15 protein-coding genes are annotated in these 15279 nt (G+C 71.9%); 13 read left to right on the top strand and 2 right to left on the bottom strand.

Features of this window, described 5'->3' with window-relative positions:
• Window positions 1-58: 58 nt before the first annotated feature.
• From ACFQ2D_RS06925 to ACFQ2D_RS06915, 3 genes are all read left to right on the top strand, one after another.
• Window positions 59-1372 (top strand): serine hydrolase domain-containing protein, encoded by a 1314-nt coding sequence (locus ACFQ2D_RS06925; RefSeq protein WP_280943102.1) that lies wholly within the window; start codon window positions 59-61, stop codon window positions 1370-1372.
• An 83-nt stretch (window positions 1373-1455) separates the two neighbouring features.
• Complete coding sequence (locus ACFQ2D_RS06920; RefSeq protein ID WP_280943101.1) at window positions 1456-1905, top strand: GFA family protein; 450 nt, start codon at window positions 1456-1458, stop codon at window positions 1903-1905.
• A 116-nt stretch (window positions 1906-2021) separates the two neighbouring features.
• Window positions 2022-2234 carry a hypothetical protein gene (locus tag ACFQ2D_RS06915; protein WP_280943100.1) on the top strand — a complete coding sequence of 71 codons (213 nt, stop codon included), beginning with the start codon at window positions 2022-2024 and terminating at the stop codon, window positions 2232-2234.
• Window positions 2235-2264: 30 nt separating this feature from the next.
• Here the strand turns inward: ACFQ2D_RS06915 and ACFQ2D_RS06910 are convergent, their stop codons facing one another.
• Window positions 2265-3248 (bottom strand): LysR family transcriptional regulator, encoded by a 984-nt coding sequence (locus tag ACFQ2D_RS06910; protein ID WP_280943099.1) that lies wholly within the window; start codon window positions 3246-3248, stop codon window positions 2265-2267.
• Between the two features lie 214 nt (window positions 3249-3462).
• Between ACFQ2D_RS06910 and cysG the strand changes: the two genes are divergently transcribed.
• From cysG to ACFQ2D_RS06870, 8 genes are all read left to right on the top strand, one after another.
• A complete protein-coding gene (gene cysG, locus ACFQ2D_RS06905) occupies window positions 3463-4908 on the top strand; it encodes a siroheme synthase CysG (protein WP_280943098.1) in 1446 nt (481 codons plus the stop codon).
• 26 nt (window positions 4909-4934) lie between these two features.
• Window positions 4935-5912, top strand: a complete 978-nt coding sequence (cysK, locus tag ACFQ2D_RS06900) for a cysteine synthase A (RefSeq protein WP_280943097.1) — start codon at window positions 4935-4937, stop codon at window positions 5910-5912.
• 22 nt (window positions 5913-5934) lie between these two features.
• On the top strand, window positions 5935-6132 hold the full coding sequence (locus ACFQ2D_RS06895; protein ID WP_280943096.1) for a YezD family protein: 198 nt from the start codon (window positions 5935-5937) through the stop codon (window positions 6130-6132).
• 69 nt (window positions 6133-6201) lie between these two features.
• Entirely contained in the window at window positions 6202-7671 is a 1470-nt protein-coding gene (locus tag ACFQ2D_RS06890) for an OprO/OprP family phosphate-selective porin (protein WP_280943095.1), read from the top strand.
• Between the two features lie 20 nt (window positions 7672-7691).
• Window positions 7692-8708, top strand: coding sequence for a sulfate ABC transporter substrate-binding protein (locus tag ACFQ2D_RS06885; protein WP_280943094.1), 1017 nt, complete (start codon window positions 7692-7694; stop codon window positions 8706-8708).
• Between the two features lie 100 nt (window positions 8709-8808).
• Window positions 8809-9675 (top strand): sulfate ABC transporter permease subunit CysT, encoded by an 867-nt coding sequence (gene cysT, locus ACFQ2D_RS06880; protein WP_280943093.1) that lies wholly within the window; start codon window positions 8809-8811, stop codon window positions 9673-9675.
• The gene (gene cysW / locus ACFQ2D_RS06875) at window positions 9668-10528 is read left to right on the top strand and encodes a sulfate ABC transporter permease subunit CysW (RefSeq protein WP_280943092.1); all 861 of its coding nucleotides are present in this window, start codon (window positions 9668-9670) and stop codon (window positions 10526-10528) included. Before cysT ends, cysW begins: the two co-directional genes overlap by 8 nt.
• 318 nt (window positions 10529-10846) lie before the next feature.
• Window positions 10847-11890, top strand: a complete 1044-nt coding sequence (locus tag ACFQ2D_RS06870; protein ID WP_280943386.1) for a sulfate/molybdate ABC transporter ATP-binding protein — start codon at window positions 10847-10849, stop codon at window positions 11888-11890.
• Window positions 11891-12064: 174 nt separating this feature from the next.
• Here ACFQ2D_RS06870 and ACFQ2D_RS06865 read toward each other — a convergent pair whose 3' ends face one another.
• Window positions 12065-13468, bottom strand: coding sequence for a mannose-1-phosphate guanylyltransferase/mannose-6-phosphate isomerase (locus ACFQ2D_RS06865; protein WP_280943091.1), 1404 nt, complete (start codon window positions 13466-13468; stop codon window positions 12065-12067).
• A gap of 71 nt (window positions 13469-13539) precedes the next feature.
• On the opposite strand from ACFQ2D_RS06865, the gene ACFQ2D_RS06860 reads away from it, so the two are divergent.
• Together ACFQ2D_RS06860 and murU are read left to right on the top strand one after the other, a co-directional pair.
• Entirely contained in the window at window positions 13540-14556 is a 1017-nt protein-coding gene (locus tag ACFQ2D_RS06860; RefSeq protein WP_280943090.1) for an aminoglycoside phosphotransferase family protein, read from the top strand.
• 10 nt (window positions 14557-14566) lie between these two features.
• The gene (gene murU, locus ACFQ2D_RS06855; protein ID WP_280943089.1) at window positions 14567-15265 is read left to right on the top strand and encodes an N-acetylmuramate alpha-1-phosphate uridylyltransferase MurU; all 699 of its coding nucleotides are present in this window, start codon (window positions 14567-14569) and stop codon (window positions 15263-15265) included.
• Window positions 15266-15279 lie beyond the last annotated feature (14 nt).

Raw genomic sequence — 15279 nt, 5'->3', positions numbered from 1 at the left:
CAGGCATACTCGCGCGGCGTTCGCCGACGCGCGCGCCAACCTCATCAGGGAGTTCCGCATGAAGATCCGCATGGCGGCCGTCCTCGGCCTGCTGCTGGCCGCGTGCCAGCCCGCACAGGACGGCGGCAGCGCCGCATCCGCGCCCGCCACCGGGCCCGAGGCCACTGCGGTCGCGAAGCCGGTGGTCGATGCCGCACACATCGATGCGGTGCTGCGCGCCATCGTCGAGGAAGGCCGCGCAGTGGGCGTGTCGGCCCTGGTCCACGAACGCGGGCGCGAAGCCTACTTCGGCGCGTTCGGCATGGCCGACCGCGAGGCCGGCCGCGCGATGGCGCGCGACACCCTGGCCCAGGTCTATTCGATGACCAAGCCGGTGACCGGCGTCGTGCTGATGTCGCTCTACGACGAAGGCCTGTTCGAACTCGACGCGCCGCTCTCGGACTACCTGCCCGAGTACGCCGGCGTGCGCGTGCTGGCCGGCGAGGACGCCAGCGGCCAGCCGGTGCTGGTGCCGCCGCAGCGGCCGATCCTGGTGCGCGACATCCTGCGCCACACCGCCGGCTTCGCCGCCGCCTTCGAGGACAACGCCGCGGCCGCGCGCTACCGCGAGGCCGACATCGATTCGCGCGACATCACTCTGGCGCAGATGTCCGAGCGCCTGGCGGCCGTGCCGCTGGCCTACCAGCCGGGCACGCGCTGGCTGTACGGAATCTCGGTGGACGTGCAGGCGCGGCTGGCCGAGGTGCTGGCCGGCAAGCCCTTCGCCCAGCTGGTGCGCGAGCGCGTGCTCGATCCGCTGAAGATGGAGCAGACGACCTGGCACGTCGCCACCGGCCAGCGCGACCGCATGGCGGCCATGTACGAGCTCGCCGACGGTGGCTTCCGCCGCCTGCCCGACTCGCCGGCGCTCGACAACGCCTATCGCGAGTTCACGCTGGAGGCGCCCGGCGGCTACGGCCTGGTGTCCACGCTCGACGACTACATGCGCTTCGGCCGCATGCTGCTCGAAGACGGCAGCCTCGACGGCGTGCGCGTGCTCAAGCCCGAAACGGTGCGGCTGATGGGCACGGACATGCTGCCGCCCGAAGTCGGCGACGACCGTTCCTGGCTGCCCGGCAAGGGCCAGGTCGGCTTCGGCATCGACTTCGCCGTGCGCCATTCGCCGCCGGCGAGCGCGGAAGAGGCGTCCGGCGCGGTCGGCGAGTTCTTCTGGGACGGCTATGCCAACACCCTGTTCTGGGTGGACCCGGCCAACGAGATCGTCGCGGTGCTGTTCACCCAGTACATTCCGCCCGGCGGGACCGACCTGCACAAGCGCTTCCGCGACGCGGTGTACCACGGCCATCCCGAGGCCTCATCCGCAGGCCGCTGAACCACCATGCAAGGCGGCGGCGCCGATGTCGATCCGCGCCGCCGTCAATCGTCTTCACGGCATCCCACGCAGGAGCCGTCCCGATGATCCAGCCCCGTTCCGGCAGCTGCCACTGCGGCCGCATCCGCTTCCGCTGCGAAGTGGACCTGGCGCCGGCAGGCGCGCGCTCGCCGCAGCTGCGTCCCGGCCCGTGGTACGCCAGCACGCTGCGCTGCAACTGCAGCTACTGCCGCAAGACGCGCATCTGGAAGGCGCACGTGCCGGCCGAGGCCTTCACCGTGCTCGCCGGCGAGGACGCGCTGGGCCGCTACCGCTTCGGGGAATGCTCGATCGAGCACTGTTTCTGCCCCGACTGCGGCGTGAACACCTTCAGTCGCGCCGCGTTCGATGCGATGGGCGGCAGCTTCGCCTGCATCAATGTCGCCTGCCTGGACGATGCCGCGCCGGAGGAGCTGGCGGCCGCCCCGGTGCGCTACGAGGACGGCGCGCACGGGGACTGGCACTCGGCGCCGCCGATCGTGTCCTACCTGTAGCCGGACCCTGCGCGCCGCGCGTGACCGGCGGCGCTTAACGCATCGGCCCCGCTTTCTTCACGACGGCCTTCCGCTGCGGCGCTAGCGTGGAAGTCCACGTCGCCGGAGGTTCGTGCATGACCCAGACGCTCTACGCACAGGACGAGGCGGGCAACCGCCACAAGGTGATCCAGCGCCTGGAGGCGCCCGAAGGCGGGCAGGATGCCCCCGACCATCGCGCTTCCCGGTTGGTGTACACGCTCTCGGACGGCAGTCCGGTGCGCCGCGTGGACAACGACACCTTCCAGATCGTCAGCACCGGCGCCTACATCACCACGGTGCAGGAATAACCGCCGCCCGACGGGCCAGGCGCGAGTCCGCTAGATCGTGATCGCCTGGCTGAGTTCGCGCCAGCTCGGCGGGCGCGGCCAGTCGGGTTCGAGGTTGCCCTCGATCACGCGCCGCAGGTCGCGGCGGTCGAGCTGGGGCGCGACCCCGTGCAGCAGCGCCAGCGCGTACTCGCGCAGCACGCGTCCGCGCGGAATCACCGCCCAGGTGATGCACTCGGGGATTTCCGCCGGCGCCTCGAGGATGCGCAGGTCGTCGTCCTCGCGCGGGCCGGTCGCCATCTCCGCGAGCAGCCCGGCGCCGAGGCCGGCGCGCACGTAGGTCTTGATCAGGTTGGCGTCGCGCGCGGTCATCGCGATCTGCGGCTCGACCCCGGCGCTGGCGAAGGCGCGGCGCATCGAGGAGTCGCCGCGGGTGGAGGATTCGTAGCTGATCAGCGGATGCCGCGCCAGCTCGGCCAGGGTCGGCGCGCGCGACAGTTCCGCCAGCGGGTGCGAGGCCGGCACCAGCAGCACCCGCCGCCAGCGGTACAGCGGCACCGGCAGGCCGCCGGAGGGCGTGCTGCCTGCGGTGCTGATCAGGGCCAGGTCGGCGCCGTCGTGCAGCAGCTGCAGCACTTCGGGATCGCTGGCCGCCTGCAGGTCCACGTCCACGCGCGGGAACTCGCGGCGGATCGCGGCGATCACCGGCGGCAGCACGTAGCGCGCCTGGGTGTGGGTGGTGGCCAGCAGCAGGCGGCCGCTGTACTCGCCGCGCTCGTTGGCCGCGTAGCTGCGGATGTTGGCGGCCTCGGCCAGGATCCGGCGCGCGTGTTCGAGCACCCGCTCGCCGGCCGGGGCGATGGCGTCCAGGCTGCGGCCCTTGCGCACGAACAGCTGGAAGCCCAGTTCGTCCTCCAGTTGCTTGAGCTGCTTGGACAGCCCCGGCTGGGTGGCATGCACGCGCTCGGCGGCCAGGGTGATGTTGAGCCCCGAATCGGCGATCGCGACCAGGTAGCGCAGCTGGGTGAGGGTCATGGCCGGCGTCCGCGCGGCCCTGGTTTCGGCCGCAACATTATCCTTTCATCATGATGGAAAGATGGAATGGCGGAGCATAGACCCGTCATTCCCTGCTGTCCACGCCGCTCCAGACGGTGCTTATGCCGGCGAGGCATAAGCGCAGGACCGGTCGCCATTTCCTCGGACCGCCCGCCACTCGCTAGCGTCGCTCCACGCCAACGCGACCGCCCCGATGCCAGAGACCGCCTCCCCCCGGCTGTTCCCCCTGTTCGCCGACCTGCGCGGCCGTGCCGTGCTGGTGGTCGGCGGCGGCGCGGTGGCGGCCCGCAAGGTCGAGGCATTGGCCGGCACCGGCGCGCGCATCCGGGTCGGCGCCCCGGCGCTGGAGCCGGCGCTGGCCGCGGCCGCCGCGCGCGGCGAGCTCGAGCACCTGCCCGGCCGCTTCGTGCCGTCCTGGCTCGACGGCACCTGGCTGGCCATCGCCGCCACCGACGATGCAGCGGTCAACCGCGCGGTCGCCGAGGCGGGCGAGGCGCGCGGCGTCTGGGTCAACGTGGTCGACGACGCCGCGCTGGCGCGCGTGCAGCTGCCGGCGCGCGTGGAACGCGGACCGCTGCAGATCGCCATCTCCAGCGGCGGCGGCGCGCCGATGCTGGCGCGGCTGGTGCGCGAGCGCCTGGAGACGCAGTTCGACGAGTCCTTCGGCGCGCTGGCCGGCCTGCTCGCCCGCCATCGCCGGACGATCGTGGCGCGCTGGCCCGACACGGCCGCGCGTCGCCGCGCCTTCGAGCGCCTGCTCGCCGGCCCGCTGCAGGGCCTGCTGCGCCGGCGTCGCCATATCGAGGCCGAGCGGATGCTGGAGCGCGAACTCGCGCCTGCCGGCGACGCCGCGCCGGCACGCGGCTCGGTGGCGCTGGTCGGCGCCGGCCCGGGCGATGCCGGCCTGCTCACCCTGCGCGCGCTGCGCCTGCTGGGCGAGGCCGACGTGATCCTGCACGACCGCCTGGTCAGCAGCGAGGTGCTGCAGCTGGCGCGGCGCGATGCCGAACGCATCGAGGTGGGCAAGCAGGCCGGCCGCCACGCCGTGCCGCAGGAGGCGATCAACGCCCTGCTCGTCGAACACGCTGCCGCCGGACGCCGCGTGGTCCGGCTCAAGGGCGGCGACCCGTTCGTGTTCGGCCGCGGCGGCGAGGAGCTCGAAGCCCTGCGCGCGGCCGGCATCGACTACGAAGTGGTGCCCGGCATCACCGCCGCGGCGGCGTGCGCCGCCTACGCCGGCATTCCGCTCACCCACCGCGACCATGCCCAGTCGGTGCGCCTGGTCACCGCCCATGCGAAGGAAGGGCCGGACACCCTGGACTGGGCGGCGCTGGCGCAGGAGCGGCAGACCCTGGCCTTCTACATGGGCGTGGCGCGGCTGGAGGTGGTGCAGGCGCAGCTGATCGCCCACGGCCGCCCGCCCGAGACGCCCTTCGCCCTGGTCGAGAACGGGACCCGCGCCGACCAGCGCGTGGTCCAGGGCCGCCTAACCGATTTGTCACACCTCGCGCGGCACCACGCCGTACAGTCGCCTGCCCTGCTGATCGTCGGCGAAGTCGCCGCACTGGCCGGCGCGCTGCACTGGTTCGGCGCCCCCCCGCTCGGCGCTTCCGACGTTCCGCTCGCGAACGCCGCCTGACCCTCCACCCGCATCGAGACCCGACCATGGCCCTGTACGACAGCATCCTCGACACCATCGGCAACACCCCGATCGTCAAGCTGCACCGCATCGCGCCGGCGCACGTCACCCTGTACGCAAAGGTGGAATCCTTCAATCCAGGCGGATCGGTCAAGGACCGCCTCGCACTCGCGATCGTGCTCGACGCCGAGGCGCGCGGCGTGCTCAAGCCCGGCGACACCATCGTCGAGGCCACCTCCGGCAACACCGGCGTGGCGCTGGCGCAGGTGGCCGCCGCGCGCGGCTACCGCTTCGTCGCGGTGATGGTGGAGACATTCTCGATCGAGCGCCGCAAGCTGATGCGCGCCTATGGCGCCAAGGTGATCCTGACCCCCGCCGCCGAGCGCGGCACCGGCATGGTGAAGAAGGCGAAGGAACTGGCCGAGAAGCACGGCTGGTTCCTGGCCTCGCAGTTCACCAACCCGGCCAACCCCGCCTACCACCGCCAGACCACCGCGGCCGAGATCCTGCGCGATTTCGCCGGCCGCCGGCTCGATTACTTCGTCAGCGGCTGGGGCACGGGCGGCACGCTCACCGGCGTGGGCGAAGTGCTCAAGGTCGCGCGTCCCGAAGTGAAGATCATCGCCACCGAGCCGGCCGGCGCCTCGCTGCTGGGCGGCAAGGAATGGACGCCGCACAAGATCCAGGGCTGGACCCCGGACTTCCTGCCCGACGTGCTCAGCCGCACCGTGCACGACCAGCTGCTGCCGGTCACCGACGACGAGGCGCTGGACACCGCGCGACGCCTGGCCGCCGAGGAGGGCGTGTTTGTCGGCATCTCCGCCGGCGCCACCGTCGCCGCCGCGCTCAAGGTCGCCGCCGATGCGCCGCAGGGGTCGGTGCTGCTCGCCACCCTGCCAGACACCGGCGAGCGCTACTTCTCGACCCCGCTGTTCGCCAACCTGGTCGAAGGTTCCGACGACGAATGGCTGGCCGGGATCGAGGGTGCGCGCGACGCCGCCTGACCATTCCCACCAGGACATCGCCATGAGCCTGTCCCCCGTCCCCACGCGCCCCGCGGCGCCCGCGCCGGCCGATCCCCGCGAGCCGGCGCCGATCAGCGAGGCCGAGCGCGCCGTCCTCGACGCCGTCCGCGACCTGGCCTACGGGCAGGTCGAGGTGGTGGTGCACTCCTCGCGCATCGTGCAGATCACGCGCAGCCAGAAGCTGCGGCTCGGCGACTGACGCCGCCGTTCCCAACCCGTGCCGACCGGACGACCGGAGGCGCTTCCCGGACCCCACAGAGGAAACGCCATGCGATTGTTCGAACCCCCGTTCCCGCCGTTGCCGCTGCGGCCCCGCCGGATCGCGCTCGCGCTGGGCCTGTCGCTGCTCGCGACCGCCGCGGCGGCGCAGGATACCGCCCCCACGCCCGAACAGATCGCCGAGCGCCTTCGCATCGTCGAACGGCGACTGGGCATCGCGCCGGTCGAAGGTGCGGTGCAGGATCCACTGGCTGAACTCGACCGCCGCCTGCGCGCGATCGAGCAGGGCCTCGACGAGCGCGACCGCCAGGCCACGGCCGTCGCGCCGACGCCAGCGGAAAAGCCAGCCGGCCCCGAAATCACCCTCGCCGCCGACAAGGGCGCCTCGATCCGCAGCGCCGACGGCAGGACCCAGCTCAAGCTGGGCGTGCTGGCCCAGGCCGACGGCCGGTTCTACGTCGACGACAATGCGCTGACCCAGAACGACACCTTCCTGTGGCGCACCCTGCGCCCGACCCTGGAGGGCACCTGGGGCGACTGGATCGGCTTCCGCCTGACGCCCGAGTTCGCAGGCGACAGCGCCAGCATCGTGGATGCCTGGATCGACCTGAAGTTCAGCCCCGCCGCGACCCTGCGCGTCGGCAAGACCACCTTGCCGGTGGGCCTGGAGCGCCTGCAGAGCAGCGCCTCGCTGGGCTTCGCCGAGCGCGGCCTGCCGTCCGAGATCGCGCCCAACCGCGACATCGGCGTGCAGTTGCAGGGCACGGGCGCCAACGCGAAACTCGGCTACGTGCTGGGCGTGTACAACGGCGCCGTCGACGGGCGCGACGCGCCGGGCACCAATCCGGACGACGAGTTCGAGGTCGCCGGACGGCTGTTCTTCGAGCCGTGGAAGGGCAGCGACAGCGCCCTGGCCGGACTGGGCTTCGGCGTCGGCGCCAGCACCGGCGACAAGCAGGGCGGCGGCAACAGCTTCCTGCCGCGGTACCGCACGCCGGGCCAGGCCACCTTCTTCGGCTATCGCGCCAGCGCCGCGGCCGACGGCACCCACGCGCGCTGGTCGCCGCAGGCCTACTGGTACGCCGGCCCGGTGGGCCTGCTGGGCGAGTACATCCGCTCCAGCCAGGACGTGGTCGACACCGCCAGCGGCGCGCGCGCCGCGCTCGACAACAGCGCCTGGCAAGTGCTGGGCAGCTGGGTGCTGACCGGCGAGAAGGCCGCCTACCGCGGGGTGAAACCCAACCGCCCGTTCTCGCCGGGACAGGGCGGCTGGGGCGCGTTCGAGCTGACTGGCCGCTATGGCCGCCTCGACATCGACGACGCCGCGTTCCCGCTCTACGCCGACCCGTCCAGCGCCGCCGCGCGCATCACCGCCTGGACCATCGGCCTGAACTGGTATCTCACCGGCAGCCTCAAGCTGGTCGCCAACTACGCGCAGGCGGATTTCGAAGGCGGCGCCGCGGACGGCGACCGTCCCGACGAGAAGACCTTCTTCACGCGCGCGCAGTTCTCCTTCTGACCTTTCCCGGAATCAATCCCATGCACATTCCCGCAAAACGCATCCTCGCCGCGCTTGCCCTGGGCCTCGCCGGACTGGCGGCCAGCGCCCACGCGCAGGACCTGGAACTGCTCAACGTCTCCTACGACCCCACCCGCGAGCTCTATGCCGAGTTCAACGACGCGTTCGCGAAGAAGTGGAAGGCCGACACCGGCCAGAACGTGACCGTGCGCGCCTCGCACGGCGGCTCGGGCAAGCAGGCGCGCTCGGTGATCGACGGGCTGGAGGCCGACGTGGTCACGCTCGCCCTGTCGGGCGACATCGACGCGATCGTCGAGAACAGCAACCTGATCGCGAAGGACTGGCAGCAGCGCCTGCCCAACAACAGTTCGCCCTACACCTCGACCATCGTATTCCTGGTGCGCAAGGGCAACCCGAAGCAGATCCAGGACTGGGGCGACCTCGCCAAGCCGGGCATCGGCGTGGTCACGCCCAATCCCAAGACCTCGGGCGGCGCGCGCTGGAACTACCTGGCTGCGTGGGCCTGGGCCTCGCGCGAGTACCGCAAGGGCGAACTGGTGGTGGACTACCTGAAGAAGCTGTTCGCCAACGTCCCGGTGCTCGACACCGGTGCACGCGGCTCCACCACCACCTTCGTCGAGCGCGGCATCGGCGACGTGCTGCTGGCCTGGGAGAACGAGGCCCTGCTGACCCTGGCCGACGGCGACACCGCCTCGAAATTCGAGATCGTCTATCCCAGCCTCAGCATCAAGGCCGAACCGCCGGTGGCCGTGGTCGACGCCAACGTCGCCAAGCGCGGCACCCGCGAGGTGGCCGAGGCCTACCTGCAGCACCTGTACTCGGCCGAAGGCCAGCACCTGGCGGCCAAGCACCACTACCGTCCCTCGCGGCCGGAGTCGGTGCCGGCGAGCGCGATCGCGCACTTCAAGCCGATCCGCCTGGTCACCATCGACGACGCGTTCGGCGGCTGGGCCAAGGCGCAGCAGCTGCACTTCGCCGACGGCGGCTTCTTCGACCAGATCTACCGTCCGCGCTGATGCGTCGCTCGGCACCAGGCCGGCATGATGCGGCGGGAGCGCTCCCGCCGCAGCGGCGCATGCGCCACCCCGCCCCTCCTTCGACATCACGTTCCCGCCGATGAGCACGCTGGCCCTGCCCTCCCTGTCGCGCCCCCGCTGGCGCCGACCGCTGCCCGGCTTCGGCCTGAGCCTCGGGCTGGGCATGGCCTGGCTGGGCGTGGTGGTGCTGCTGCCGCTGGCCGCGCTCACGGTCCGCGCGGCGGGGCTGGGCAGCGCCGGCTGGCTGCGTGCGATCCAGGACGAGCGCGTGCGGGCGGCGCTGAAGGTGAGTTTCGGCGCCTCCTTCGCCGCCGCCCTCATCGCCTCGCTGGCCGGCATGCTGGTGGCCTGGGTCCTGGTGCGCTACCGCTTTCCCGGCCGGCGCCTGCTCGACGCCCTGGTCGACCTGCCGTTCGCGCTGCCCACGGCCGTGGCCGGCATTGCGCTGACGGCGATCTACTCGCCCAACGGCTGGATCGGGCAATTCCTCGAACCGCGCGGCATCCAGGTCGCGTACCAGATGACGGGGATCGTGATCGCGCTGGTGTTCATCGGCCTGCCGTTCGCGGTGCGCACGGTGCAGCCGATCCTCGAATCGCTGGGCCACGAGCAGGAGCAGGCGGCAGCCTCGCTGGGCGCATCGCGCCTCACCGCGCTGCGGCGGGTGGTGCTGCCGGAACTGCTGCCGGCGCTGCTGACCGGCTTCTCGCTCGCCTTCGCGCGCGCGCTGGGCGAATACGGCTCGGTGATCTTCATCGCCGGCAACAAGCCCTACCAGACCGAGATCGCGCCGCTGCTGATCACCATCCGCCTGGAGGAGTACGACTACAACGGCGCGATCGCGCTGGCGGCGCTGATGCTGGCCGCCTCGTTCGCCTGCCTGCTGGCGATCAACCTGATCCCGCTGCTGTTCCGCCACGAACGCAGGAGCCGCCGCGATGTCTGATCCGCACGCCGCGCACGGACTGGAGCCGCCGGCCTGGCTGCGGCGCCTGCTGATCGGCAGCGCCGTACTGGTGATGCTGCTGCTGGTGGTGCTGCCGCTGCTGATGGTGCTGCTGTCGGCCTTCGGCAAGGGCTTCGCCACGTGGTGGAACGCGCTGACCACGCCCGACGCGCTGTCGGCGCTGAAGCTGACCCTGTTCACCGCCGCCATCGTGATCCCGGTCAACGGCGTGTTCGGCGTGTTCGCGGCCTGGGCGCTGACCCGCTTCGAATTCCGCGGCAAGCGCGCGCTGCTGGCCCTGGTCGACCTGCCGTTCGCGGTCTCGCCGGTGGTGGCGGGCCTGTGCCTGGTGCTGCTGTTCGGCTCGCAGGGCTGGTTCGCCGACCTGCTGCGTGCCTGGGACGTCAAGATCCTGTTCGCGCGCCCCGGCATCGTGCTGGCCACGCTGTTCATCACCTTCCCCTTCGTGGTGCGCGAGCTGGTGCCGCTGATGCAGCAGCAGGGCAGCGAAGAGGAGGTGGTCGCGCGCTCGCTCGGCGCCGGCGCCTGGACCATGTTCTTCCGCGTGACCCTGCCCAACATCAAGTGGGGCCTGCTGTACGGCGTGCTGCTGTGCGGCGCGCGCGCGATGGGCGAGTTCGGCGCGGTGTCGGTGGTCTCGGGCCACATCCGCGGCCTGACCAACACCCTGCCGCTGCACATCGAGATCCTCTACAACGAGTTCGACAGCACGGGCGCGTTCGCCGTCTCTTCCCTGCTGGCGGGACTGGCGCTGGTGACCCTGGTGCTGAAGTTCTGGCTGGAGGCCAGGCACGGCGACGCACTGGCCAAGGCGCACCGCAGGCATGGATGACATGCACTGCATCGGCCCCTCGCCCGCGCCGCCCGTGGCGACGGTGCGGCATCCACGCCGCCCACGGTTCTTCGCCGCGCGGCCATGGCCTGCCCGGGCACCGGTGGCGCGGATGACGCCTGCGCGCCTTGCCAGCTGCCCGCACCACCCCCGCACCTCGTTGCCGACCTCCCTTCCCACCGGATCCACGACATGCTGCTGATCAACGACGAGCTTGCGCACGACCGCCGCCCGCCGCCGGATGCAGGCGGTCCGCATTCACGCCCAGGCGCGGGCGCGATCGGCGATCATGCCCCCATGCACGGCACCGGCCAGGGCGTGGACCTGCGGATCGAGGGCGTGGCCAAGCGCTACGGCGCCACGGCCGCGCTCGACCAGGTGCACCTGCATATCGCCGCGGGCGAGCTGGTGGCCCTGCTCGGGCCGTCGGGCTCGGGCAAGACCACCCTGCTGCGCGTGGTCGCGGGCCTGCTGCCGGCCGACGCCGGCCGCGTGCTGTTCGGCGAGACCGACGCCACCCAGCTGAGCCTGCGCGAGCGCAACGTCGGCTTCGTGTTCCAGCAGTACGCGCTGTTCCGGCACATGACCGTGGCCGAGAACATCGCCTTCGGCCTGCGCAGCCGCCCGCGCGCGCGGCGTCCCGACAAGGCCACCATCCGGCGTCGCGTCGACGAACTGCTGGCGCTGATCCAGCTGCCGGAGCACGGCCAGCGCTATCCCGAACAGCTCTCGGGCGGGCAGAAGCAGCGCGTGGCGCTGGCGCGCGCGCTGGCGATCGACCCCACCATGCTGCTGCTCGACGAGCCCTTCGGCGCACTCGATGCCAAGGTGCGCGTCGAACTGCGCCGCTGGCTGCGGCGCCTGCACGACCAGACCGGCCAGACCACGGTGTTCGTCACCCACGACCAGGACGAGGCGCTGGAGCTCGCCGACCGCGTGGTGGTACTGCGCGACGGCCGCATCGAACAGGTCGGCACGCCGCGCGAGATCTACGACCAGCCGGCCACCGCCTATGTGTTCGACTTCATCGGCCGCGCCAGCGCGATCGAGGGACGGGTGCAGGACCGGCGTTTCCACGCGGAAGGACAGGCCGTCACGTTCGATGCGGGCGAGGTGGCCGACGGCCCGGCCCAGCTCTACCTGCGTCCGCACGACGCCCTGGTCGGCCCAGCCGGTGAAGGTCTGCAGGCGCAGGTGGCCGCCGTGCATCATCATGCCGGGCGCATCACCCTGGAATTGGCATTGCCGCTACAGGCGCAGGCGCTGGAAGTCGACCTGGTGGCCGCACCGGACGCGAGCGTGCCCGCCGCTGGCGAGCAGGTAGGCGTGCGCCTGCCGCGCTATCGCGTCTATCCAGCCTGAGCGAACCCGCGCCAGGCCGTCTTCTGAGTCTTCTCCAATCGAGGGACTGCGTCCTGCAGGCCCTGCATTGGGACTTCGGGCGGACCTCCGATCATCGCCCGTCGCCCAGGTGGCGCCCTTGCGACCGAAGGTGTGTCCGCACTGCGGCCCCACCGAAGCAGCCCCTATCAACCGCTACGAGCGGCCGTACACATCCTCGTAGCGCACGATGTCGTCCTCGCCCAGGTAGCTGCCCGACTGCACCTCGATCAGTTCCAGCACCTCGGTGCCGGGATTCTCCAGCCGATGCTTCGCGCCCAGCGGGATGTAGGTCGACTGGTTGGCATACAGCTCGAACACGTCGTTGTCGCGGGTGATGCGCGCCGTGCCGCGCACCACGATCCAGTGCTCGGCGCGATGCCGGTGCGACTGCAGCGACAGCCGCGCGCCCGGCTTGACCTTGATCCGCTTGACCTGGAAGCAGCCGTCCTCCTGGTCGATGGAATCGTAGCTGCCCCAGGGGCGGTGCACCTCGCGGTGCAGCACCGCGTGGCTGCGCTGGCCGGCCTTGAGCTGCGCCACCACGTCCTTGACCTGCTGCACGCGGTCCTTGTGCGCCACCAGCACGGCGTCGTCGGTTTCCACCACCACCAGGTCGTCCACGCCCACCAGCGCCACCAGCCTCCGCGCGTAGGCGTAGCTGTTGCGCGAGTCGACCGCGATCACGTCGCCGTGGCGCGCGTTGCCGTGCTCGTCCTGCTCGCTCACCGCCCACAGCGCCGACCAGGAGCCGACGTCGTTCCAGCCGATGTCGACCGGCAGCACGCGTGCGTCCGCGGTCTTCTCCATCACCGCATAGTCGATCGAATCCGACGGACTGGCGGAGAATGCGTCGCGGTCGAGGCGGATGAAGTCGCCATCGCGCGTGGCCGCGTCGAAGGCGCGTCGCACGGCGGCGAGGATGTCCGGACGGAAGCGGCCCAGTTCGTCCAGGTAGCGCGAGGCGCGGAACAGGAACATGCCGCTGTTCCAGTAATAGCCGCCGGCTTGCAGATACGACGCCGCGGTGGCCGCGTCGGGCTTCTCGACGAAGCGCAGCACCGGCCGCACGCCTCCACCCTCGCCGGCCTGGATGTAGCCGAAGCCGGTCTCCGGCGCGTCCGGCACGATGCCGAAGGTCACCAGCGCGCCCTCCATCGCGGCCGGCGCGGCGGTGTGCACCGCGGCGCGGAAGCCGTCCTCGTCGCGGACCACGTGGTCGGAGGGCAGCACCAGCAGCAGCGGATCATCGCCGCCGGCCATCGCCTGCAGCGCCGCCGCGGCGATCGCCGGCGCGGTATTGCGCCCGGCCGGCTCCAGCAGGATGTCGGCGCGCTCGACGCCGAGCAGGCGCAGCTGCTCGGCGGCCAGGAAGCGGTGCTCCTCGTTGGCGACCACGATCGGCGCGCCGGCGGCCAGCGGCGCCACGCGCCGCCAGGTGTCCTGCAGCATGGTGCGGTCGCCGGCGAGGGCCAGGAACTGCTTGGGATAGGCCTCGCGCGAGAGCGGCCACAGCCGCGTCCCGGACCCGCCCGACAACAACACAGGCTGCAGTTTCATTCCATCTCTCGCCCGGACATGCGCGGCAGTTTACCCTTTGCCCGCCGGCGGCCCTCCCGGCAGGAGATTCCATGGTTCAGTCCCCCGTTCCGCAAGACCGCGAGCAGCAGCGCCTGGACTGGGTCCGCACGACCCTGGCCGAGCCCGGCACCGGTCTGGCCCGCGCCTCGTTCGACGCCGACTTCCGCAGCTACTGGCGCACCACCGGACGCAGCCCGAGCCTGGTCCTGATGGACGCGCCGCCGGAGCTGATGGACGTGCGTCCGTGGCTGGCCGTGCGCGAACTGCTCGAGTCCGGAGGACTGCGCGTGCCCGGCGTGGTGGCGCAGGACCTGGCCCTGGGCTTCCTGCTGCTCGAGGACCTGGGCGTGCAGACCTACCTGCACGCGATCGACGAGGCCAACGCCGACGCGCTGTTCGACACCGCGATGCGGCGCCTGGTCGGCCTGCAATCGATCGCGCCGCCCGCCGACCTGCCCGCCTACGACGAGGCGCTGCTGCTGCGCGAACTGTCGCTGTTCGACGAATGGTTCCTGGGCGTGCACCTCGGGATTTCGCTCGACGCCAGCGAACGCACGCAGCTCCAGAGCGTCTACCGCGTACTGGTGGACGCGGCGCTGGCGCAGCCGCAGGTGCTGGTGCACCGCGACTACATGCCGCGCAACCTGATGCCCTGCGGCGGGGACGTGGCCATCCTCGATTTCCAGGACGCGGTGCGGGGCCCGATCGCCTACGATCCCGCCTGCCTGTTCAAGGATGCTTTCCTGAGCTGGCCCGAGGAGCGCGTGGCCGGCTGGCACGCGCGCTACCACGCACTCGCGCTGGAGGCCGGGTTGCCGATGCCGCCGCTGGCGCAGTGGTGCCGCGACCTCGACCTGATCGGGGTGCACCGCCATCTCAAGGTGCTGGGCATCTTCGCGCGCCTGAAGCATCGCGACGCCAAGCCCAAGTACGTGGCGGATGCGCCGCGCTTCATCGGCTACCTCGACGCGGTGCTGCCGCGGCATCCGCAGCTGGCGCCGCTCGCCGCGCTGATCGATGCGCGCGTGCGCCCGGCGATGGCCGGGCTCGCCATCGCTCCGGCCTGACGCGCGCACCGTGAAGGCCCTGATCTTCGCCGCCGGCCTGGGCGAGCGCATGCGCCCGCTCACCGACACCACGCCCAAGCCGTTGCTGCGCGCCGGCGGCAAGCCGCTGATCGCCTGGCACCTGGAGCGGCTGGCCGCGGCCGGCGTGCGCGAAGTGGTGATCAACACCTCGTGGCTGGCCGCGCAGTTCCCCGTCGCGCTCGGCGACGGCGCCGGCTTCGGCCTGCGCATCTGCTATTCCGACGAGGGCCCGGTCCCGCGCGAGACCGGCGGCGGCATGCTGCAGGCCCTGGCCTGGCTGGGCGAGGCGCCCTTCCTCGCGGTCAACGGCGACGTCTGGACCGACGTCGACTTCGCCAGCCTCCCGCGCGAACCGCGCGGCGACGCGCACCTGGTGATGGTCGACAACCCGGGACACCATCCGCAGGGCGATTTCGTGCTGCTGCCCGACGGGCGCCTGCGCGAGGACGGCGGGCCGCGGCTGACCTTCTCCGGCATCGGCGTCTATCGCCCGGGGGTGCTGCAGGGCTGGCGCGAGGTGATCGGCGATGTGGCCGGCGTGGACGAGACGCCGCCGCGCTTCCGGCTGGCGCCGCTGCTGCGGGCGGCCATGCGCCGCGACGCGGCCAGCGGCGAACACCACCGCGGCGCCTGGACCGACGTCGGCACGCCCGAGCGCCTGCGCCAGCTGGACGACGCCCTCGCCTGACGACCGGCGCACGG

Source organism: Luteimonas composti, from assembly GCF_042678665.1.
GTDB classification, from domain to species: domain Bacteria; phylum Pseudomonadota; class Gammaproteobacteria; order Xanthomonadales; family Xanthomonadaceae; genus Luteimonas; species Luteimonas composti.
Note: the sequence above shows the minus strand (reverse complement) of the source record. Positions and strands in the feature narration are given on the sequence as shown.

Bases quoted from the DNA above. Each gene is read 5' to 3' on its own strand.
- ACFQ2D_RS06890 (WP_280943095.1), top strand. From the start codon at position 6,202: ATGCGATTGTTCGAACCCCCGTTCCCGCCGTTGCCGCTGCGGCCCCGC.
- ACFQ2D_RS06920 (WP_280943101.1), top strand. From the start codon at position 1,456: ATGATCCAGCCCCGTTCCGGCAGCTGCCACTGCGGCCGCATCCGCTTC.
- cysT (WP_280943093.1), top strand. From the start codon at position 8,809: ATGAGCACGCTGGCCCTGCCCTCCCTGTCGCGCCCCCGCTGGCGCCGA.
- ACFQ2D_RS06860 (WP_280943090.1), top strand. From the start codon at position 13,540: ATGGTTCAGTCCCCCGTTCCGCAAGACCGCGAGCAGCAGCGCCTGGAC.
- ACFQ2D_RS06885 (WP_280943094.1), top strand. From the start codon at position 7,692: ATGCACATTCCCGCAAAACGCATCCTCGCCGCGCTTGCCCTGGGCCTC.
- cysW (WP_280943092.1), top strand. From the start codon at position 9,668: ATGTCTGATCCGCACGCCGCGCACGGACTGGAGCCGCCGGCCTGGCTG.
- ACFQ2D_RS06915 (WP_280943100.1), top strand. From the start codon at position 2,022: ATGACCCAGACGCTCTACGCACAGGACGAGGCGGGCAACCGCCACAAG.
- ACFQ2D_RS06895 (WP_280943096.1), top strand. From the start codon at position 5,935: ATGAGCCTGTCCCCCGTCCCCACGCGCCCCGCGGCGCCCGCGCCGGCC.
- ACFQ2D_RS06925 (WP_280943102.1), top strand. From the start codon at position 59: ATGAAGATCCGCATGGCGGCCGTCCTCGGCCTGCTGCTGGCCGCGTGC.
- cysK (WP_280943097.1), top strand. From the start codon at position 4,935: ATGGCCCTGTACGACAGCATCCTCGACACCATCGGCAACACCCCGATC.
- ACFQ2D_RS06865 (WP_280943091.1), bottom strand. From the start codon at position 13,468: ATGAAACTGCAGCCTGTGTTGTTGTCGGGCGGGTCCGGGACGCGGCTG.
- cysG (WP_280943098.1), top strand. From the start codon at position 3,463: ATGCCAGAGACCGCCTCCCCCCGGCTGTTCCCCCTGTTCGCCGACCTG.
- ACFQ2D_RS06910 (WP_280943099.1), bottom strand. From the start codon at position 3,248: ATGACCCTCACCCAGCTGCGCTACCTGGTCGCGATCGCCGATTCGGGG.